We start from the raw sequence: 18,380 nt of genomic DNA on the forward strand, positions 1-18,380 counted from the left end.
TAATGAGATGGACGGTCCCCGCCCTGATAAGCTGCGAAAGGGCACCCCAAGAAGGAGGACAAGCTATGGTGACAATCGGGCTTGATATCTCGAAGAGCTGGTTTCAAATCCACTGGATTACGGCGGATGGAGAAATTATCCGCAAGAAGCTCGCCCGCGGGAAGGTTCTCGATTTCTTTTCACGGCTTCCAAGTTGTCTCGTTGGTCTTGAGGCTTGCGGCAGCGCTCATCATTGGGCTCGTGAACTAATAAAGCTTGGACACAAAGCACGTCTTATGCCGGCCCGCTACGTCCGAGCCTACGTGAAGACAAACAAGCATGATGCTGCTGATGCGGAGGCGTGCTGGGAAGCCGTCCAACGGCCTGGCATGCGCTTTGTCCCTGTAAAAACCGTCGAACAGCAGGGAATTTTAATGCTACATCGCACGCGAGATTTGCTTATTCGACAGCGCACAGGCGCGATAAATGCTCTGCGTGGTCATTTGGGCGAGTTGGGAATCGTGACCGGGAAGGGAAAAGCAAACGCGAGAGAGCTCATGGCACTCGTGGACGTTGACGAGCGCATCCCACAGAGCGCGCGTAGCGCTCTTTCAATCCTTGTCGATCAGATCGAAGACCTTGAGCTACACATTGAAAGCCACGAGAAAATGATCCTTGCAACTGCCAAAGACAATGAAGTCTGTCGGCGTCTCATGAAGGTGGCGGGCATCGGCCCATTTGCCGCCACCGCCCTGGCGGCGTCTGTCGATCATCCACAACAGTTCGCTTCGGCAAGGCATTTCGCCGCCTGGCTTGGATTAGTACCGAAGCAGCATTCGACCGGGGGAAGGGAGCGTTTGGGCGGTATCAGCAAGCGCGGCGACGGCTACATTCGTAAGTTGCTAATACATGGCGCCCGAGCGGCCGTTCATCGCGTCCGTATCCATCAGGTCACCAATACCTGGATAACAGAGCTGCTCGGCAGGCGTCCCTTCAATGTCGTGACGGTGGCGCTCGCTCACAAAACTGCACGGATCGCTTGGGCGATCATGGCCAATGGTGAAGAATACCGCGCGCAAGTATAAATCGAGCGTGGCTCCGTTTGCGAGGGCAAAGCAGAGTGATGGCAACCGGTCGGACCGGGGTCGGCTAAGCCCGTTGGACCTATCGAGCTTCAGAGCTCGCCAACGTAATTGGGCGCCGATCCGCGGATCTCATCAAGGCTCGTGGCATGCCATAAAGCCGGATAGATAGCTGCAAACGATCGTTAGCCAAAACAAAGCAAATGGCCTTGCAAAGCGGGGACCGTCCATAGATAGGTCCAGATCCGACCGGTCACCGTCTTAAGCTCGGCCAGTACCGGCACCGTCGTATCGTCGGCATGGATGCGTTCCGCGCTCATGGCGTGGATCCGGATAGCCTCAATAATGGGATCCAGTGCTACCACGCAGGCGCCGACCCGATCCGCCAGGGTCGAGGCGTCGATCTCGATCCCTTCGCGGGCATAGGTCTTGCTCTGTCGGTTCAACGGCTGATGCAGCAGAAACTCGTTGACCAGCACCATCGCCAGCAGGCTCGGCCCGGCAAAGCCTCGCGGGATCGGATGGGAGGGCGCCGGAGCCTCTGTGATCGCTTCGCAATCCCGGCAGGAGAACTTTTCGCGGACATGCTCGATAATCTTTCAGCGCCGCGGCTCGCATTCCAGGGTCTTCGATATCACCTCGCCGAGCTTGTGCAGTCGCTCGCTGCCGCACTTGCCGCATACGCAAGGCGCGGGTTCGACGACGCTCTCGATGGGCAGATTGTCCGGCAGCGGACGTCGCGGCGGCCGCGGATTTTGCGCGCGCTGCTGTTGGACGGCTTCCGGCGCTGCGAACTCGGCTTTGGTTTCCTGCTCCGCCTGGGTCTCTTCAATATCCTCGATGGCAAGTTCAAGCTGCTCGACCAGCAGCTTGCCGCGTTCAGAAGATTGCCCGAACTGTTCTCGCCGTGCCTTGGCCAGCATCAGCTTCAGCCGCTCGATTTCCAGCCGGCCGACGGTCACTTCGCTCTTCGCCAGCGTCAGCTGTTCACGCTGCACAATGATCATCGCATGCGCAGCGGCAAGGTCGGCGGGAAGCGGAACGGCAGGCGTCGTCAAAGACGAATCAACCATACTCGTTGCAAGAAATCCCGCTCGATTTAACGGCTAGTCGAATTACAATGTTGAACTCACAATCAACCGACGCTTTTCCGAACAGTCTCGCTCAGCGTCGAGCCGGTCACGGGCCGATGGGTGCGGATCGGGCTTCATCGCCTCGGAGACCACAATGGTGTCGAGTAGGATCATTCGAAGCGCGTCGGCTCAGCGGAGTGGGCGTCGCGGCTCTGTTCAAGTGCCTCGACATCGGCATTGGTGAGGCCGATCTTTCGGCTCATCTCCGAAAGGGCGGTGCCGAGCCGCAGCCGGCCCTCGGGACGCACGGCGGCCTCCAGAATGGCGCGCATTTCCGCTTCCGCGCTGCGATTGTGCTGCGCCGCGCGGACTTTCAGGGCGCGGTACGCCTCCTCGGAGAGGTTGCGGATGGTGACAGCGGCCATGATGGCGTCCTCCGGTGACTGACTGCGATGCTAAGAACGCATGATAGCATAAGAATGATTGCGGCGCTCACGCGCCGCAGAACCTCAGCTCCCCAGCTAAAGATAATGCGAAGTTTTTTTGATCACCCCCACACCCTAATCCAGATAGCCGATTTAACCGGAAGCCTGTGGACGCCAAGTTGCCTGCGGCATTCGCCAATCAATTCCGGAGAGAAGATAGGATAGCTGTGCAACGCTGATCGTCACAACGCCGCCCGCCAACGATGGCCACAAAAAACGGCCGCGCTCCAGCCGCTTCGTGAACAAACACGCGCCTTGGCCATCATGCCAGATGATCTTGACTAGGTCGCCGCGGCGGCCCCTAAAAACGTAGAGATCACCAGCGTGCGGATCACGCTTCAAAGCTCCTGGGCCAACCGCGCAAGGCCTGGAAAGCCGCGGCGCATATCGGTGTGACCGGTTGCAAGCCACACCCGCACATTACCCGGAATGGCAATCATCGGCGCTCAAGCACCTCGAGGACCCGCGCCAGCGCTTCTGGATCGACGTGCGCGTCCACTCGGATACGTCGCCGGTTGCCAAGGTCGATCTCGATCAATCCAATACGCGCAGCCACTACAGACCGCGCTCGGCTATCACTCGCAGGTAAAAGCTTCGGAGCTTCCCCCGCTTCCGTGGCGGCGATCTGCACCGGCGCAAAAGATGGTACGACCTGCTCGGATGTCCGCGCTTGTCGACGCCAGGTAAACACCAGGCTGGCCGCTACTCCGTTGCGACGCGCAACCGCAGTCACCTTTGCGCCCGGCGCCAATGTCTCCTCGACAATCCGTGCCTTGTCATCCTGCGACCAGCGCCGACGACGCTCCAGCCCGCCCAAAACGTCGACCCGCATCGCCTGATAACCTCAAGGCTAGACTTAAGGTCACACGCTTGACGAATTTTAGCGTGCCAGAGAAGGCGGCGGCCGCCGGATGCGTACCCTGCCCGCGAATGCATCAAGAATGCTCAGCACTAAAGTGGTCCAATCTCGCGATCGACCGCAAGCCAATCTATTGGGTACCACATGCCGTGCAAACAGCGTCGCTCAACCTCCTAGGGAGAGTTGAAGAGGCGCGCACCGCGGCGCAGCTCCTGAAGCAGGTGTTTCCGAAGATCACGCTCACTGCGCTACCCTTAGAGCCAATTCGTCCGGCGGACCTTAAAAGGCTTTTCTATCAGGCTCGTTCTCGAGCTGGCATTCGGTAGCGGTGGCAAGCAATGTCTGCCTTTGGCCCGCCGCGACCCAGCCGAATGCTCGTTGGGGTGTCGGCTGTCGCGCGTGGAGCGGAAACTAATCGCAGCTGTCTAGACCGGCGCTTTTGACCCAAAGCTGGCCTCGTTGTTTGCAGGACGTTCGGTCGCGGCTTCGCAGGAGTGGTTCGATAACAGTTAGAGCGCGGGCAGCGTGAAATCGGGGCCCGCAAGTTCTTTCTGCCTATGGCAAGCAACGAAATGTTCCGGACCGACCGCATCGAGATGGGGCTGTTGCGCGCGGCACTGATCGATAGCGAACGGACACCGGCCTGCGAAGCGGCAGCCGGGCGGGGGATTGACCGGCGACGGCGGCTCGCCGTTGACCAGATATTTCGCCTTCAGCGCATCCCGCAGCGGTCCGGGTGGCGCCGCCGCGGACACCAGCGACCATGTATAGGGATGGCGCGGCTCGGTGAAGAGCGTCGAAGCGGGTGCCTGCTCCGCAATCTTGCCGAGATACATCACCGCGATCTCGTCACAGAATTGCTGGATCACTCCGAGGTCGTGCGAGATGAAGATGTAGGTCAGCCCGCGCTCGCGCTGCAGCTTCTTCAGCAGGTTGAGGATCTGTGCCTGGATCGCCACATCGAGCGCCGACACCGCCTCATCGCAGACGATCAGCTCGGGTTCTGGCGCGAGCGCGCGCGCGATGCACAATCGCTGGCGTTGACCTCCCGAGAACTGATGCGGGAACAGGTCGGCGGCCTCCGGAGGCAGCCCGACCTCGCCGAGCAGGTGCCGTACCCGTTCGTCGCGAGCGCTACGGGCGCCGATATGGAGCAGGTCGAGCGGCTCACGGATCTGATCTCCCGCGCGGCGGCGCGGGTCGAGTGCGGAGAAGGGGTCCTGGAATACGATCTGGAGGTGCTTTCGCGCCTGCCGCAGCGGCTCGCCGGTCAGCGGCATGATGTCTTCGCCGCGAAACACGATCTGGCCGGAGGTCGCGGGCACCAGCCGCATGATCGCTTGCGCCGTGGTCGATTTGCCCGAACCGCTCTCGCCGACGATGCCGAACGTCGTGCCGCGCCTGACGCGAAAGCTGACGCCGTCGACGGCATGGACAACGGCGTGCTTGGTCCACGGCCGCTGCCTGCCGGAGCGAAAATGCACCACCAGGTCGTTGACGTCGAGCAGATAGGGATTGCCGTCGGCCAGATGGGTGATCGCGTGAAAGTTCATGCCGCAATCTCCCGGGCAAGCCAGCACGACACAGCATGTCCCGTATCGATCGCCCCGAGCGGCGGCTGCGGTTGCGACCGACACACTTCGGACGCATAGCTGCAGCGCGCCAAAAATGCGCAATCCGGGCCGCGGTTGCCAAGCCCGGGGACCATGCCCGGGATCTCGCCGAGATCGACCCAGACAGACGGCTTGGGCTGGCCGATGGCGAGATGCGGCATGCAGGCTAGCAATCCGCGGGTATACGGATGACGCGGGCGAGCCGCAATCTCCTGCGATGGGCCAGTCTCGATGCAGCGGCCAGCGTAAAGCACCGCGATGTCGTCGGCAAGCTCGGCAACTGCGCCGAGATCGTGGGTGATCAGCACGATCGCTGTCTCGGTTTCCTCCTGCAGCTTCGCCAGGAGATCGAAGATCTGGGCCTGCACGGTCACGTCGAGCGCCGTGGTCGGCTCGTCGGCAATCAGCAGTTTCGGCTTGCATGCGATCGCCATGGCGATCATCACTCGCTGGCGCATGCCGCCGGACATCTGGTGCGGATAGGTTTTGGCCCGGTGCTCCGCCGCCGGGATCTGCACGGCCTTCAGAAATTCGACTGCCTGCTCGTTGGCCTCCCTGCGACTGAGATTGCGGTGGTGATACAGCGCTTCCGCGATTTGGTCGCCAACGGTGTAGAGCGGATTAAGCGCAGTCATCGGCTCCTGGAACACCATTGAGACAGTGTCGCCGCGCAAGGCCCGCATTCGCTGGTTTCGGGCGGTCAGGACGTCCTCGCCCTCGAGCAGGATGCGTCCGGACGTCACGACAAAACCCTCGGGCAGCAACCGCATGATCGCCAGCGCCGTCATGCTCTTGCCGCAGCCGGACTCCCCGACCAGTGCGATGGTACGGCCCCTGTCGACGCTGAACGACAGGTTCTCCAGCACCGGGACCAGCTTGCCGTCGCGGTCCGTCATGCTAACGCTGAGATCTTCGACCGATAGTACGGGCGCCATCACTACCTCCGCCGTAGCCGCGGATTGACCGCATCGTTGATCCCGTCGCCGACCAGGCTTACCGCCAGCACCGCAAGGAAGATTGCTGCACCGGGGAAGGTCACGGCCCACCAGGCGTCGAGGACGTAATTGCGATTCTGGCCGATCATGAGCCCCCAGCTCATGGTGTTGGGATCGCCGAGGCCGAGGAAGCTCAAACCGCCCTCGAATAGGATGGCGACGCCGATCGCCAGCGTTGCCGAAACGATGATCGGCGGTAGCGCGTTCGGGAGCACCACCCGCATGATGAGGTGCCAATTGCCGGCGCCCGCGGCGCGCGAGGCCTTGATGAAATCGAGGTCCCGCAGCCGCATGAACTCCGCCCGGGTCAGCCTCGCGGCCGGGGTCCAGCTCACGGCGCCGATGGCGATGGTGATGGTCGTCAGCTTCGGCCCGAATAGGGTCACGAGAACCATCGCGAACAATAGCGGTGGCAGGACCTGGAAGAACTCCGAGATCTTGACCAACAGCGAATCGATCCACCCGCCAAAGAAGCCACTGAGCGCACCGACGCTGACGCCGATTATGATTGTGATGAAGGCTGCGACTGCGCCGACGGTCATCGTGGCTCGCCCGCCATGGATCAATCCGGCGAGCACGTCGCGGCCGAGATAATCAGTGCCGAGCAGCGCGTCGGGGTCCGGCGGCGCGAACGGCAGTCCCACGATCTCCAATGGGTCAGTCGGCCAAAGGATCGGCCCCAAGATCGCGACCAGGATCAGCAGCAGGAGCATGATTGCACCGGCGACGCCCGAGGGGCTGCGCAGGAATTGGCGCAGCGCAGCGCGCGCCGGCGACGCCGCTTTGGCGACCGGCTGCGCGGGTGCCGAAGTCGTGCCCGGAGCAGCAGCGTTGGCAGTGATTCCGGCGTCGGAGGGTTCGGTAGGGGCCACGATCAGGGTTTGCTCCACCGTGCTCACCGCGCCCCTCCACGAATGCGTGGGTCGATCAGCCGGTACACGATATCGGTGACGATGTTCGCTGCGATGACGATCACTGCGGAGAAGAACAATACCGCCATGAGGGTCGGATAGTCGCGACGCAGGATCGAGTCGAACACGAGCCTGCCCATGCCAGGCCAGCTATAGACCGTTTCGACCAGGACGGCGCCGGCAAACAGATTGCCGAACTGCAGGCCGACCACGGTGACGATTGGGATCAGCGCGTTGCGCAGCGCGTGCTTGAAGATCACGACGCGTTCGGGAAGCCCTTTGGCCCGTGCGGTGCGGACGTAGTCGGCGGACAGCACGTCAATCATGTTGACGCGCGCCAGCCGCGAATATTGCGCGACGAACACCAGCGCCAGCGTCGTGGCCGGCAAGATCAGGTGCGTCATGACGTCGAGCACGTAGGCGAGACCTGCCTTCGGATGCACGACGTCGGCCATGCCGCTGACCGGAAGGACCGGCCATACCCGTCCGAACAGCAACAGCAGCAACAGCCCCGTCCAGAAGATCGGCGCTGCATAACCCGCGAGGGAGAGTACGGTGACGATGTGGCTGAGCAAACCGTTGGGGCGTCGCGCGCTGACCACACCGAGCAGCGTGCCGATCACGACCGCGACCACGACGGAGGCGAACGCCAGGTACAGGGTCGCCGGAAGCCGCTGCGCGATCAGTCCCAGCACGGGTTGGTTGAAATAATAGGAGTAGCCGAAATCGCCCAGCAGCACGTTGCGCAGATAGGTGACGAGCTGCTGGAGCACGCTGTGATCGAGCCCGTATTTGGCGCGCAACGCCGCGATCACCTCCGCCGATGCCCCGCCCATCTCGCCCGCGATTACCTGCACGGGGTCGCCTGGCGCAGCATGAATCAAACAGAAATTCAGCACCAGTACCGCAAGAAGCAACATGGCGGCGTTGGCGAGTCTTCCGAACAAGTGGGTGAGCAGGGTCATCGGCGGGGTCTGTCGGCCTTGATCAATCAGGTTTTCGGCGCAGTCGCCCAATAGAGTTCGTCGAGCGGCGAGGCGACGCCCCAGATTGTGGTGGGCAGGCCGCTCAGCCCCTTGGCGAACGCATTGTAGTAGGGTGTCGCGTTGATGAAAAAGATCGGCACGTCCTCGACGACGATCTTCTGGAACTCGGAGTAAAGCGCCTTGCGCTTCTCCGGTGCGGTCTCGACTGCTGCCTTGGCGAGGATATCGTCGACCTTCGGGTTGGAATATTGCTGGGTGTTCGACCAGATGATGCCCTTGCGGATGTTCGACGACAGGTAGGTGCGGTCGACCCCGATCACGGGGTCACCCCAGTTGTAGACGGTGTCCATGGTCATGTCGAAATCGTAGTTCGACACGCGCTGCGCCCAGGTTGGGAAATCGGGCGCAGCTCTGACCTCGAGATTGAGGCCGACGCGCTTGAGTGCCGAGCGCATATACTCCGCGACGTTTCGCTGCTGTTCGTCGCCGCCGGGAATGTAGTCGATCGTCATGGTGGCGCGCACGCCGTCGGCATTGGGCTTCAGCCCGGCCTCGTCGAGCAGTTTCTTGGATTTCTCGATGTCGAACTTGTACTGCTCGACGCGGGCCTCGTAGAGCGGCGATCCCGGCGCGATCGGCCCGGTCGAAGGCGGGGCCTTGCCGCCCATCAGCTTCTTGACGATGAAGTCCCGGTTGGCGGCATAGGCGATCGCCTGTCGCACGCGGACGTCATCGAGAGGCTTCTTCTTGGTGTTGAAGGCCAGCCAGTTCAGCGCGCCGATTCCGGCGAAACCCTTTTCGGTAACGACCAGGTCCTGCACCTTCTCGAGACGCTCGATGTCGCGCACGCCGGTGATGAAGGGAGCCGCGTGAATCTCGCCGCGCTCGGTCGAGACCAGCAGCGCGTTCGGATCGGCAATCAGCCGCACCACGATCTTGTCGAGCTTCGGCCGGCCCGGAATGAAGAACTTCTCGAACTTCTCGAGCGTGTAATAGTCGCCCTGCTTGTACTCCACGAACTTGTAGGGGCCCGAGCCGATCGGCTTGAGGTTCGCCGGATGGGTCTTGATATCCTGGCCGTCTCCGTAGACGTGCCTGGGCAGGATCGGCATCAATGCCGGCGACATCGCCAGCAGAAGGGCCGGGTGCGGATGGGCGAGCTTGATCACCGCGGTCTTCGGATCAGGCGTCTCCACCTTGTCGACCGCGGCCAGCATCGTCTTGAACGGGTGGTTCTCCTTGATTATCATCACCGAGAACGCGACGTCATCGGACGTCACCGGCTTGCCGTCATGGAATACGGCGTCGTCGACCAGCTTGAGGGTGACCGACAATCCGTCCGGCGCAACTTCCCAGGACTTCGCAAGATAGGGCTGGGGCTTCCAATTCTCGTCGAACCGCAGCGGTGAGGCGAATATCTGCGTGCTCGGCATCGCCGTAGCGATGCCGGACTGCACCGCGCCGTTGAAGTGGCGTGGTACCTGGCTGCTGCCGACCACCAGCGTGCCGCCACGGCCGCCGGCGGACTGTGCCCGCGTCTCGAACGGCATTCCGATCATGGCCATTCCACCGAGCGCGCCGGTCAGGAAAGATCGCTTTGACAACATCATAGATCAAGTCTCCGCTGGATAGGGTGTGAATGAGAGAACGGGTTCGACTACGAGCGCCCGGTCCAGGATGGCATCGAGCATTGCGGCCGCTGGCAGGTCGGCCGTGCCGACGCCGACCAGAACGATGTCGGAGCCATGATCGATGTCGTCGACCGTGTCCGGTGATACCGACCAGACCTTTTCGACCATCTGGAAGATCGTTCTCCCGTCCTGGCCCGAGAGCCGGCATGACCCTTTCAGGCGCAACAGTTGCGGCGGCATATCCGCGAGCGCGTCTGCCAGCGCAGCGCGGTCGAACGCGCCGTCGCGACGATAGCACCAGCTCGAGAACTGCGCGCCATGATCGGTCCCGTCGAGCGACGGCGAGTCGACGCGGAACCCGCTCAGCGACGGTCCCGTCTCGAGTTGAGCCAGCGCCGGCATCGCGCCGCGCGCGGTCTCGACGATGCGCAACTCGGGCCGCAGGCCTTGAACAGCGGCGCGGGCCGCTGCGAGACCGTCTGCGTCGACCAGATCGATCTTGTTCAACAGCACGATATCGCATCGGTCGAACTGGCTGCGCACGGTGTCGCCGACCCGGGCATCGCCGGCGAGTTGGACGATCCGGCTGCCATCCGCGATCACGATCACCTGGTCGAGTCGCAAGGCCGGCTCGATCAGCGCGATCTCCGCGATCTTCCAGGGATCACCGACACCGCTGGCCTCGATCACGATGCGCTCATACGGCACCGGAGCGTCGAGCACGCGGCACATCGTATCGATGAAGCTGGTGCCGATGCTGCAGCAGATACAGCCGTTGGTGAGCGTCATCGTGTCCCCGTCATGGCTCGCGATCAGCGACATGTCGACGTTGACTTCACCGAAATCGTTGACCAGAACCGCGGTGCGCGCGGTTCCGGTCGCAAGCAGGTGATTGACGAACGTGGTCTTGCCTGCGCCGAGGAAGCCGCCGATCACCGTGACGGGAATTTTGGCGGAGGCAGGCGTCATGCGCGCGGTGCCTTCCTGGCCTTGCCGCCAAGCACGGTGCCCCAGATTGCGATGTCCTTCAGCCGCCGGGGATCGGCGGTCAACGGATCCTCCTCCAACACGACGAAGTCGGCATATTTGCCAGCTTCGATGCTGCCCACCAGATGGTCGAGTTTCAGCGTGTAGGCGGCCCCGATCGTGATCGCGGCGAGCGCCTGCTCGACGGTGAGCGCCTCGGTGTCCCGGCCGAGCTCGCGGCCGCCGGATGTCACCCTGTTCACCGCGCACCAGGCGGTAAACAGCGGCGCCAACGGTGTTACCGGAGCGTCGGAGTGGATCGCAAACGGCACGCCGATACGCTGCGCGGTGCCGGTCGCGTCTAGCCGCGCGGCGCGTTCGGGACCCATGGTCAATGCATAATGCGAGTCGCCCCAGTAGTAGAGGTGATTGGCGAAAAGGTTGACGCAGACGCCAAGATTTTTCATGCGCCGGAACAGAGCCGCATCCGCCATCTGGCAATGCTGCAGCGTATGGCGGTGGTCCGGCCGCGGCAGCGCAGTCTGTGCCGCCTCGACCGCGTCGAGTGCCAACTCGGTCGCCTCGTCGCCATTGGTGTGGATATGGAGCTGGATGCCGGCGCGATGATAGGCGTCGACCAGCCGTGGCAGCTCCTCGGGCGCGATGTACCACAGTCCGTTGGCGGCGCCGTTGTGATAGCCCGGCCAGCGCAGCCGCGCGGTGAAGCCCTGGATCGACCCGTCGACCACCAGCTTGACGATGCCGTAGTGAAGCTTGTCGTTGCAGTGCTCGCGCACCATGTCGAGCTTGGCGATGGCCTGCTCCGGCTTGTGCGAAGCTGAAGCCAGTGCCGGAACGAGGCGCACGCCGAAATCAGGCGCAGTCGTCGCGCTGCGATACACTTCGACGGTCTGGTCGGTCAGATCGTTGTGCAGGTCGGTGATCGTTGTAACGCCCTGCACGCATGCGGACGCCGCGTACCGATTGACGTCCGCTTCGGTGATGTCGCCGCTCTGCGGATTGTTGCCGAGCGCGCGGAATAGACGCATCCGCGCCGGGATGCCCTGCAATTCGCCGCTTGCCAGTCCGTCGGGACCGGAAACGACGCCGGAGATGTTGGTGGCGTGCAGCAGCTCGGCGCGTTCGAGTGTGTGCGTGTTGACGTTGTTGATGTGAAACGAGGCATGCACCACGATGACCGGCCGTTTGGTCGAAACGCGGTCGAGATCGTGACGGCTCAGCATCCTGCCGCTGATATGCAGCGGATCGAAGCCCCAAGCGTACAGCGCCGCCCGATCGTCCGGCAACTGCGCCTCCGCCTCCTTGAGGCGCGCGACGATGGCATCGATGTCGCCGACTCCCGTGACCAGTCGACCTTCCGGCGAGCGGCGGTCGAACGCGCCGACATAAGGCATCAGCCACATCAGGCCTTCCATGATGTGGCTGTGACCTTCGACGAATCCGGGCATGAGCACCTTGTCGGCGAAGCCGGTATCGAGCTGCGCGTCGCCGACGCACAATTCCTCCGCCGTGCCGGTCGCCACAATGCGACCCTCCCGCACTGCAACGTGCGTTGCGAACGGCCGCGACGGATTCATCGTGATGATCTTGCGGGCTGCAAAGACGACGGTGCCTGATGCCACGATCCGCGGGTCTCCTAAACCTTTAACGAGATTGCGGGTGGTAACGTGAGGCGGTCGGCAGGATCGCACTAGCGCCAGATGGTCGGCTCAAATGGAGCCAGCGCCATTCGTCCAGCGCCGGGCTAGGTGGCAGAGTTCTTGCCTATCGCTTGCAGACCCGACATGTTCAGATCCGTTTGCTTTTTAGGTGTATCTCTTGGGAAGATTGCTGCATCTCGACCAGTCCCACGATGTGCCGCACGCAAACGCGGCAAATGCTCCCGGAACTGCCTCCCGATTGGGCAGCGACGAGCTGTTCTGGCGCGCATTGTTCCGCGGCATGGACCGTAGTGGCGCATTCCTGCAATTGCAGATCCGGCAGACCATCGTGACGGCAATCGAGGACGGCCGGCTCCCGCTCGGCATGCGGATGCCCTCGAGCCGGGACCTCGCGGCGGTACTCAAGGTCGCGCGGAATACGGTGGTGATTGCCTACGAGCAACTCGTCGATCAGAACTTCCTGGTCTCGCGCCAGCGCAGCGGTTATTTCGTCGCGGGCCTGTCCAAGAAGGTCGCCTCTGCCCGACCAAAGCCGGCTGAAGCGGTGAGCCGCGACGACCAGAGCTGGTCGGCGCGCTACGCGATCCGGCCGTCGGTGCAGCGCAACATCAGCAAGCCCGCCGATTGGCAAGCCCAGCCCTATCCCTTCATTTTCGGTCAGTTCGACCCAAGTCTGTTCCCGACTAATGACTGGCGGGAAAGCGCTCGTGCCGCACTCAGCGTCCCGGAAATCAACAACTGGGCCCGCGACCTGATCGACGGCGATGATCCTGCGCTTATCGAGCAGTTGCAGCTTCAGGTGCTGCCGCGGCGCGGCATCCATGCTCGATCCGACGAAATCATGACGACGATCGGCGCGCAGCACGCGCTCTATCTGATCGCGACGCTGTTCATCAGCGGGCAGACCCGGGTCGGCATCGAGGAGCCAGGTTATCCCGACGCGCGCAACATCTTTCGGATGCTGACGCCGGACGTGACGCCGCTGCGCTCGGACGTCCATGGCCTGTTGCCGGACGAGACCTTTGCGAGCTGCGCGCTGGCCTACGTCACCGCCAGCCACCAATGCCCGACCGCCGCGGTGATGCCGCTGCAGCGGCGGCTGGAACTGCTGCAGGCCGCAAAGGCCGGCGACGTGGTGCTGGTCGAGGACGACTACGAGGGCGAACTGATGCCGGAAGCGGCGGCGCTGCCGCCACTGAAGAGCCTCGACCGCGACAACAGCGTGCTGTACGTCGGCAGCCTGTCGAAGACGCTGGCGCCCGGCCTGCGGCTGGGTTACGTCGTCGCGCCCGCGCCAGTAATCCGGGAGTTGCGCGCGCTGCGGCGACTGATGCTGCGCCACCCGCCGCTGAATAATCAGCGCGTCGCTGCCCTGTTCATCGGCCTCGGCCATTATCGCTCGCACCTTGCCCAGGTTGGCCGGGTGCTGCTCGAGCGCGCCAAGATCCTGGACCGGTTGTTGCCTGTCCACTTGCCCGACTGCACGTTCTCGCGTGGACAGGGCTCGACCAACTACTGGATCGCGTGCCCCGAAGGCACCGATACGACCCAGCTGGCGCAGGCCGCGCTCGCGCAGGGCGTGGTGATCGAGCCGGGTGCAGTTTTCTCGATGGACGAGAACGTCAGCCGGCACTGCTTCCGGCTCGGCTTCTCCTCGATCCGCACCGACCGCATCGAGGTCGGGGTCGAGAAGCTCGGCGGTGTCATCGCCGACCATCTCGGTCGCCGGCCATGAGAGCAGCGCTCACGTCAGTTCGCTGATGCCCTTCAACGCGCTGAGCAGCGCGACACCTCCGAGGCTGGCGATCGAGACGCGGCGATGCAGCTTCTCGCTGCCGCGGCGAAAGCCGAGTTCGCCGATCCAGGTACCGACGAACATCACTGGGAGCGTCAGCAACGACAGCCACACGACGTTGGCGGTCGCAAGCCCCACCATGGCAATGCTGACGAAAGCGGCGACCGAGGTGGCGAGGAAGAAGATCATGAGCGAGGCTCGCGCCGCCACTGCGCGAAACGGCCCTGACATGTAGTACACCACCGCCGGCGGCCCCGGCATCGCCGCCAGCCCGTTGAAGACGCCGGCTAGGGCGCCGAACCCGGTCGTGACCAGTCGCGACGGTACTTCGTCGAGCGCAAAGCCGCGGCCCAGAACACAAACCGCACCCGCGCTGATCAAGGCGATGACGATCCGCGCAACGGGCGCAGGCGCAACGCTGAGCGCCATCGCGCCTAACGGCGAGCCGAGTACGGCACCGACGATCAGCCAGCGCAACGACCCCCAATGGCAGTCGCGATGATTTCGCCTGAGATCATTGAGACCGCCGAGAAACTGCAGCAGCACCGCGATCGGCACCGCCGTGGCGGGCGCCGAGAACAACCCCATCAACGGTACCGCCGCCAGCGCGAAGCCGAAGCCGGTGAAGCCGCGCAGCAGCGCCGCGATCATCACGGCCGTCATGGTGGCGGCGATGCTCGACGATGACGGCAGGCTTGCGAGGAAGCTTGCCTCGGTCGCGACGATCAGCGCGTGCATGGGCGGTCCTAGCGCATGTCGATAACGACGGTCTTCTTCCTGGTGAAGTGCTCCAGCATGGCTTCGAGGGAGGCCTCCTTGCCCAGACCGGACTTTTTGAAGCCGCCATAGCTGAGATTGGGCTGGATCGTCAGGCTCTGGTTGACCTGGACGTAGCCGGCATCGAGCCGCTGCACGGCACGCAGCGCCGTGCGCAGATCGTGCGTCCACACCGTAGCGGCCAGGCCGAAATCGCTGTCGTTGGCGCGGGCGATGACGTCATCTTCGTCGTCCCACGGCTGCACGCAGACGACGGGTCCGAAGATCTCCTCGCGCATCAGCGGGCTGTCCTCACCGAGACCAGTAACGATGGTCGGTTGCAGGTAAAGCCCGTCCGCAAGGTAGCTGGCTCGCGGCAGCTCGCCGCAACGTATCACCGTGGCTCCGGCCGTGCGTTCGCCGAGCGCGAGATAGGCTTCGATCCTGGCTTTCTGCCGCTGCGAGATCACAGTGCCGATGTCGGTGGCCTCGTCGAGCGGGTCGCCGATCACGAGCCTCGCCAACGCCTCGCGCAATGCGGCGACGAAGCCGTCGAACAAGGTCGTATGGACGTAGATGCGGCTCGCCGCCGTGCAGCTCTGGCCCTGCCGGGTGAAGCGCATGCCGGCAATCGCGCCGGCGACGACGCGGGACAGATCGGCGTCGCCATAGACGATCATCGGGCTCTTGCCGCCAAGCTCGAGGCTGACCGGAATGATCTTTCCCGCCGCGGTCTGGTAGATCAGTTCGCCGACGGCCTGCGATCCGGTAAACGTCACCTTTGCCACGGCGGGATGCTCGACCAGCGCCGCTCCGCAATCGCGCCCGGTGCCGGAGATCACGTTGAGCACGCCGGCCGGAAGCAACTCGGCCATTCGCCGCGCCATCTCGATCGTGGCATAGGGCGCCTCCTCCGAGGCCTTCACCACGACGGTGTTGCCCGCGACCAGCGCCGGCGCGATCTTCAGCATCATCAGCACCAGTGGCACGTTCCACGGCAGGATCGCGGCGACCACGCCCAGCGGCTCGCGGCTGGTATAGGTCAGGATCTGCGGATCGAACGGCAGCGTCTCGCCCTTCAGCTCCGAGGCCAGCCCCGCATACATCGCGACGATGTCGATCGCGGTCGCGACCTCGCCGCGGCATTCGGTGCGGATCGCCTTTCCGGTCTCCAGTGCCAGCACGGTGGCAATGGTATCGGCGCGCTCGGCCAGGCTCCGGACCGCCTCCGCGATCAGCTTTCCGCGATGCCTTGCCGGCGTCGCGGCCCAGCGCGGAAACGCCGCCGCTGCGGCCTCGACTGCGCGCGCGACGTCGGTTGATTGGGCTGCGGGCGCGACGCCGATGACTTGACCCGTGGCCGGATCGATCACCTCGAGCGTGCCGCCGGCAGTTGCGGGCACCAACGCGCTGGCAATGAGATGGCGATTCTGGAGCTGCGAGATCGTCTCCGCAACAGCGGGAGCGATGGAGGGGTTGATGCGTGTAGCGATGTTGATCATGGGGCCACGTTGGGCATTCCCGGGCAATCGCGAAGGTCCAGCGCGAGCCCAGCGATTGGGCCAGTTCCACGGAGCCGGTTCTGGTCCGTCGATCGCGCGTCATCTGGTTCTAAGGGGCGGCCAATCCGCATGCCAGTTTGGCTGGGAAACTGCGGCAGGTTTACTCCGCAGCGCGAAGCAGACTGGAATTGACATGTCCGAGCTTGACGACGACCGGCTGAGAACCATGGAACGGGTTTTCGACGCTTTCAACCGCCACGATGGCGCCGGCGTGATGGCGGCGATGACGGAGGATGTCGTATTCGATGCTGCCGCAGGCCCCGAGATCTGCGGCCGCCGCATCGTGGGTACCGCGGACGTCCGCGAGGTGTTCGAAACCACCTTCGCGATGTTTCCGGACGTGAGCTGGGAGTGCACGCGCCATGCCGTGTTCGGAGATCGCGGCATCTCCGAATGGATTTTTCGCGCGACGACGAAGGACGGCAGCAGGATCGAGGCCGAGGGGTGTGACCTGTTCGGCTTCCGGGGCGACAAGATCTGCAGCAAGAGTGCGTTCCGCAAGGATCGGCCGCAGCAGCCGGCAAAGGCGGACGAGGCCGCCGCATCATGAACAGGCCGCTCAAGACGCCGCCGCTCGCGGCCTACGATCCGCATTACGATCCGCTGGTGAGCGACGGACCGGGCTGCAATCGTGACTATGCGCCCACCTACTGGCTCGCCACCGCCGGCGCGCCCCCGGAGGACGATGGACCGATTACGCGTGACGTGGACACCGACGTTGCGATCGTCGGCTCAGGCTTCACGGGCCTCGCATGCGCAACATTCCTGGCGCGCGAGCATGGCGTCAAGCCGCTGGTGCTCGAGGCCAACCGCGTCGCCTGGGGATGCAGCACACGCAACGGCGGCCAGGGGCAGAACGCCTCCGGCCGCCTGACCCGATCGCAATGGATCGAGCGCTGGGGTCTCGATGTCGCAAAACGCCTGCACGCCGAAATCTGCGACGGTTTCGACACGTTCGAGGACATGATTCGGCAAAGCCCGGTTGATTGCGAACCGCAGCGCGGCGGCCATCTCTACATCGCCCACCGCAAGCGGAATTTCGAAAAGATAGCAGCCGAAGCTAACGTTCTGACCGACGTGTTTGGTGAACCGACCCGCGTCATCGGCGCCGATGAGCTTCGTCGCGACTATCTCAACGAGGCCGAAGCGGTCGGCGCTGTGCTGGAACCGCGCGGAACCGGCGTGCATCCAGCAAAACTCGCCTTTGGCTATCAACAGATGGCCCGCGCCGCCGGCGCAAAGATTCATCCGGGCAGCCCGGTGACCGAAATCGAACAGCACGGGAGCGTATTTCATCTGCACACGCCGGGCGGTACGGTGAAGGCGCGTGCTGTCGGTATCGCCACCGGGGCTTACACTGCGCCCGGGCTGACGCCGTTGCTGCGCGGGCGATGCATGCCCATCCTGTCGAACTCAATCGTCACGCGGCCGTTGACCCCCGCCGAATTGGATGCCACCGGGTTCAGGACCAAACTGGTGTTGACGGATACCAGGACGTTACGTTTCTACTACCGACTGCTACCCGACAATCGCGTGCAGATCGGCAGCCGCTCGTCGATCACAGGCGCCGATGCTGACCATCCAAGACATCTGCAACTGTTGATCGATGGCCTGCATCGCAAATTTCCGGCACTGCATGGAATCGAGATCGAATATTCTTGGTGGGGCTGGGTCGACGTCAGCCACGATATGATGCCGCGGATATTCCAGTCCGAGCGCGCCAATGGGCTGGTCTATGCGCTCGGTTACGGCGGCAATGGTGTCTCCTACTCGGCGCAGGCCGGCCGCCGTATGGCGCAAATGATCGTCGGACAGCAATTCAAGGGGCAGGATCTGCCGACTTTCACCTCGCCGTTGCCGACCCACGCCTTTTCGTCATTCCGCCGGATCGGCCAACGGCTGCTATATCGCTGGTATCAACTGCGCGACGAAGCGGCTTGAGGCACGCCTGCATTGCATGTGCGGGCGACGTTCGGCTATCGCTTTGCGCTGCCTAAGAGCTGCT

16 protein-coding genes and 1 pseudogene are annotated in these 18,380 nt (G+C 63.4%); 4 read left to right on the forward strand and 13 right to left on the reverse strand.

All coding sequences use genetic code 11. The features are described from left to right. Positions 1-65 precede the first annotated feature (65 nt). A complete protein-coding gene (locus K408_RS0131055) occupies positions 66-1,064 on the forward strand; it encodes an IS110 family RNA-guided transposase (protein WP_028146080.1) in 999 nt (332 codons plus the stop codon). Between the two features lie 227 nt (positions 1,065-1,291). Here K408_RS0131055 and K408_RS44440 read toward each other — a convergent pair. From K408_RS44440 to K408_RS0131110, 11 genes and pseudogenes are all read right to left on the reverse strand, one after another. Then, positions 1,292-2,134 (reverse strand): annotated as a pseudogene (locus K408_RS44440) (IS66 family transposase); the annotation flags it as partial. A 170-nt stretch (positions 2,135-2,304) separates the two neighbouring features. Beyond that, on the reverse strand, positions 2,305-2,559 hold the full coding sequence (locus K408_RS0131070) for a FitA-like ribbon-helix-helix domain-containing protein (RefSeq protein ID WP_024342431.1): 255 nt from the start codon (positions 2,557-2,559) through the stop codon (positions 2,305-2,307). A 153-nt stretch (positions 2,560-2,712) separates the two neighbouring features. Beyond that, positions 2,713-3,030, reverse strand: a complete 318-nt coding sequence (gene tnpB / locus K408_RS41430) for an IS66 family insertion sequence element accessory protein TnpB (RefSeq protein ID WP_349509775.1) — start codon at positions 3,028-3,030, stop codon at positions 2,713-2,715. Positions 3,031-3,055: 25 nt separating this feature from the next. Further along, positions 3,056-3,451 carry an IS66-like element accessory protein TnpA gene (tnpA, locus tag K408_RS41435; RefSeq protein WP_080654962.1) on the reverse strand — a complete coding sequence of 132 codons (396 nt, stop codon included), beginning with the start codon at positions 3,449-3,451 and terminating at the stop codon, positions 3,056-3,058. A 536-nt stretch (positions 3,452-3,987) separates the two neighbouring features. Beyond that, positions 3,988-5,031, reverse strand: coding sequence for an ABC transporter ATP-binding protein (locus K408_RS0131080; RefSeq protein ID WP_024342429.1), 1,044 nt, complete (start codon positions 5,029-5,031; stop codon positions 3,988-3,990). Then, positions 5,028-6,026, reverse strand: coding sequence for an ABC transporter ATP-binding protein (locus tag K408_RS0131085; protein ID WP_024342428.1), 999 nt, complete (start codon positions 6,024-6,026; stop codon positions 5,028-5,030). Before K408_RS0131085 ends, K408_RS0131080 begins: the two co-directional genes overlap by 4 nt. A gap of 2 nt (positions 6,027-6,028) precedes the next feature. Next, positions 6,029-6,928: an ABC transporter permease gene (locus tag K408_RS0131090; RefSeq protein WP_024342427.1), complete on the reverse strand. Its 900-nt coding sequence runs from the start codon at positions 6,926-6,928 to the stop codon at positions 6,029-6,031. Between the two features lie 53 nt (positions 6,929-6,981). After that, complete coding sequence (locus K408_RS0131095) at positions 6,982-7,962, reverse strand: ABC transporter permease (protein ID WP_024342426.1); 981 nt, start codon at positions 7,960-7,962, stop codon at positions 6,982-6,984. A 26-nt stretch (positions 7,963-7,988) separates the two neighbouring features. Beyond that, positions 7,989-9,593: an ABC transporter substrate-binding protein gene (locus K408_RS0131100; RefSeq protein WP_024342425.1), complete on the reverse strand. Its 1,605-nt coding sequence runs from the start codon at positions 9,591-9,593 to the stop codon at positions 7,989-7,991. A 3-nt stretch (positions 9,594-9,596) separates the two neighbouring features. Further along, the gene (locus K408_RS39320; RefSeq protein ID WP_024342424.1) at positions 9,597-10,583 is read right to left on the reverse strand and encodes a CobW family GTP-binding protein; all 987 of its coding nucleotides are present in this window, start codon (positions 10,581-10,583) and stop codon (positions 9,597-9,599) included. Next, positions 10,580-12,223, reverse strand: coding sequence for an amidohydrolase (locus tag K408_RS0131110; RefSeq protein WP_024342423.1), 1,644 nt, complete (start codon positions 12,221-12,223; stop codon positions 10,580-10,582). Before K408_RS0131110 ends, K408_RS39320 begins: the two co-directional genes overlap by 4 nt. A 319-nt stretch (positions 12,224-12,542) precedes the next feature. On the opposite strand from K408_RS0131110, the gene pdxR reads away from it, so the two are divergent. Beyond that, positions 12,543-13,997, forward strand: a complete 1,455-nt coding sequence (gene pdxR, locus K408_RS0131115; protein ID WP_080654963.1) for a MocR-like pyridoxine biosynthesis transcription factor PdxR — start codon at positions 12,543-12,545, stop codon at positions 13,995-13,997. 9 nt (positions 13,998-14,006) lie between these two features. Here the strand turns inward: pdxR and K408_RS0131120 are convergent, their stop codons facing one another. Together K408_RS0131120 and K408_RS0131125 are read right to left on the reverse strand one after the other, a co-directional pair. After that, on the reverse strand, positions 14,007-14,795 hold the full coding sequence (locus tag K408_RS0131120; protein ID WP_024342421.1) for a sulfite exporter TauE/SafE family protein: 789 nt from the start codon (positions 14,793-14,795) through the stop codon (positions 14,007-14,009). An 8-nt stretch (positions 14,796-14,803) separates the two neighbouring features. Further along, entirely contained in the window at positions 14,804-16,315 is a 1,512-nt protein-coding gene (locus K408_RS0131125; protein ID WP_024342420.1) for an aldehyde dehydrogenase family protein, read from the reverse strand. Between the two features lie 193 nt (positions 16,316-16,508). On the opposite strand from K408_RS0131125, the gene K408_RS0131130 reads away from it, so the two are divergent. Together K408_RS0131130 and K408_RS0131135 are read left to right on the forward strand one after the other, a co-directional pair. Continuing rightward, positions 16,509-16,925 carry a nuclear transport factor 2 family protein gene (locus tag K408_RS0131130; protein ID WP_024342419.1) on the forward strand — a complete coding sequence of 139 codons (417 nt, stop codon included), beginning with the start codon at positions 16,509-16,511 and terminating at the stop codon, positions 16,923-16,925. After that, positions 16,922-18,316: an NAD(P)/FAD-dependent oxidoreductase gene (locus K408_RS0131135; protein ID WP_024342418.1), complete on the forward strand. Its 1,395-nt coding sequence runs from the start codon at positions 16,922-16,924 to the stop codon at positions 18,314-18,316. Before K408_RS0131130 ends, K408_RS0131135 begins: the two co-directional genes overlap by 4 nt. Positions 18,317-18,380 lie beyond the last annotated feature (64 nt).

This window comes from Bradyrhizobium sp. in8p8 (assembly GCF_000426845.1).
GTDB classification, from domain to species: Bacteria; Pseudomonadota; Alphaproteobacteria; order Rhizobiales; family Xanthobacteraceae; genus Bradyrhizobium; species Bradyrhizobium japonicum_C.

Coding starts and splice junctions, on each gene's coding strand:
- K408_RS0131125 (WP_024342420.1), bottom strand. CDS start 16,315: ATGATCAACATCGCTACACGCATCAACCCCTCCATCGCTCCCGCTGTT.
- K408_RS0131130 (WP_024342419.1), top strand. CDS start 16,509: ATGTCCGAGCTTGACGACGACCGGCTGAGAACCATGGAACGGGTTTTC.
- K408_RS39320 (WP_024342424.1), bottom strand. CDS start 10,583: ATGACGCCTGCCTCCGCCAAAATTCCCGTCACGGTGATCGGCGGCTTC.
- K408_RS0131080 (WP_024342429.1), bottom strand. CDS start 5,031: ATGAACTTTCACGCGATCACCCATCTGGCCGACGGCAATCCCTATCTG.
- K408_RS0131120 (WP_024342421.1), bottom strand. CDS start 14,795: ATGCACGCGCTGATCGTCGCGACCGAGGCAAGCTTCCTCGCAAGCCTG.
- tnpA (WP_080654962.1), bottom strand. CDS start 3,451: ATGCGGGTCGACGTTTTGGGCGGGCTGGAGCGTCGTCGGCGCTGGTCG.
- pdxR (WP_080654963.1), top strand. CDS start 12,543: ATGGACCGTAGTGGCGCATTCCTGCAATTGCAGATCCGGCAGACCATC.
- K408_RS0131085 (WP_024342428.1), bottom strand. CDS start 6,026: ATGGCGCCCGTACTATCGGTCGAAGATCTCAGCGTTAGCATGACGGAC.
- K408_RS0131070 (WP_024342431.1), bottom strand. CDS start 2,559: ATGGCCGCTGTCACCATCCGCAACCTCTCCGAGGAGGCGTACCGCGCC.
- K408_RS0131055 (WP_028146080.1), top strand. CDS start 66: ATGGTGACAATCGGGCTTGATATCTCGAAGAGCTGGTTTCAAATCCAC.
- K408_RS0131135 (WP_024342418.1), top strand. CDS start 16,922: ATGAACAGGCCGCTCAAGACGCCGCCGCTCGCGGCCTACGATCCGCAT.
- K408_RS0131095 (WP_024342426.1), bottom strand. CDS start 7,962: ATGACCCTGCTCACCCACTTGTTCGGAAGACTCGCCAACGCCGCCATG.
- K408_RS0131100 (WP_024342425.1), bottom strand. CDS start 9,593: ATGATGTTGTCAAAGCGATCTTTCCTGACCGGCGCGCTCGGTGGAATG.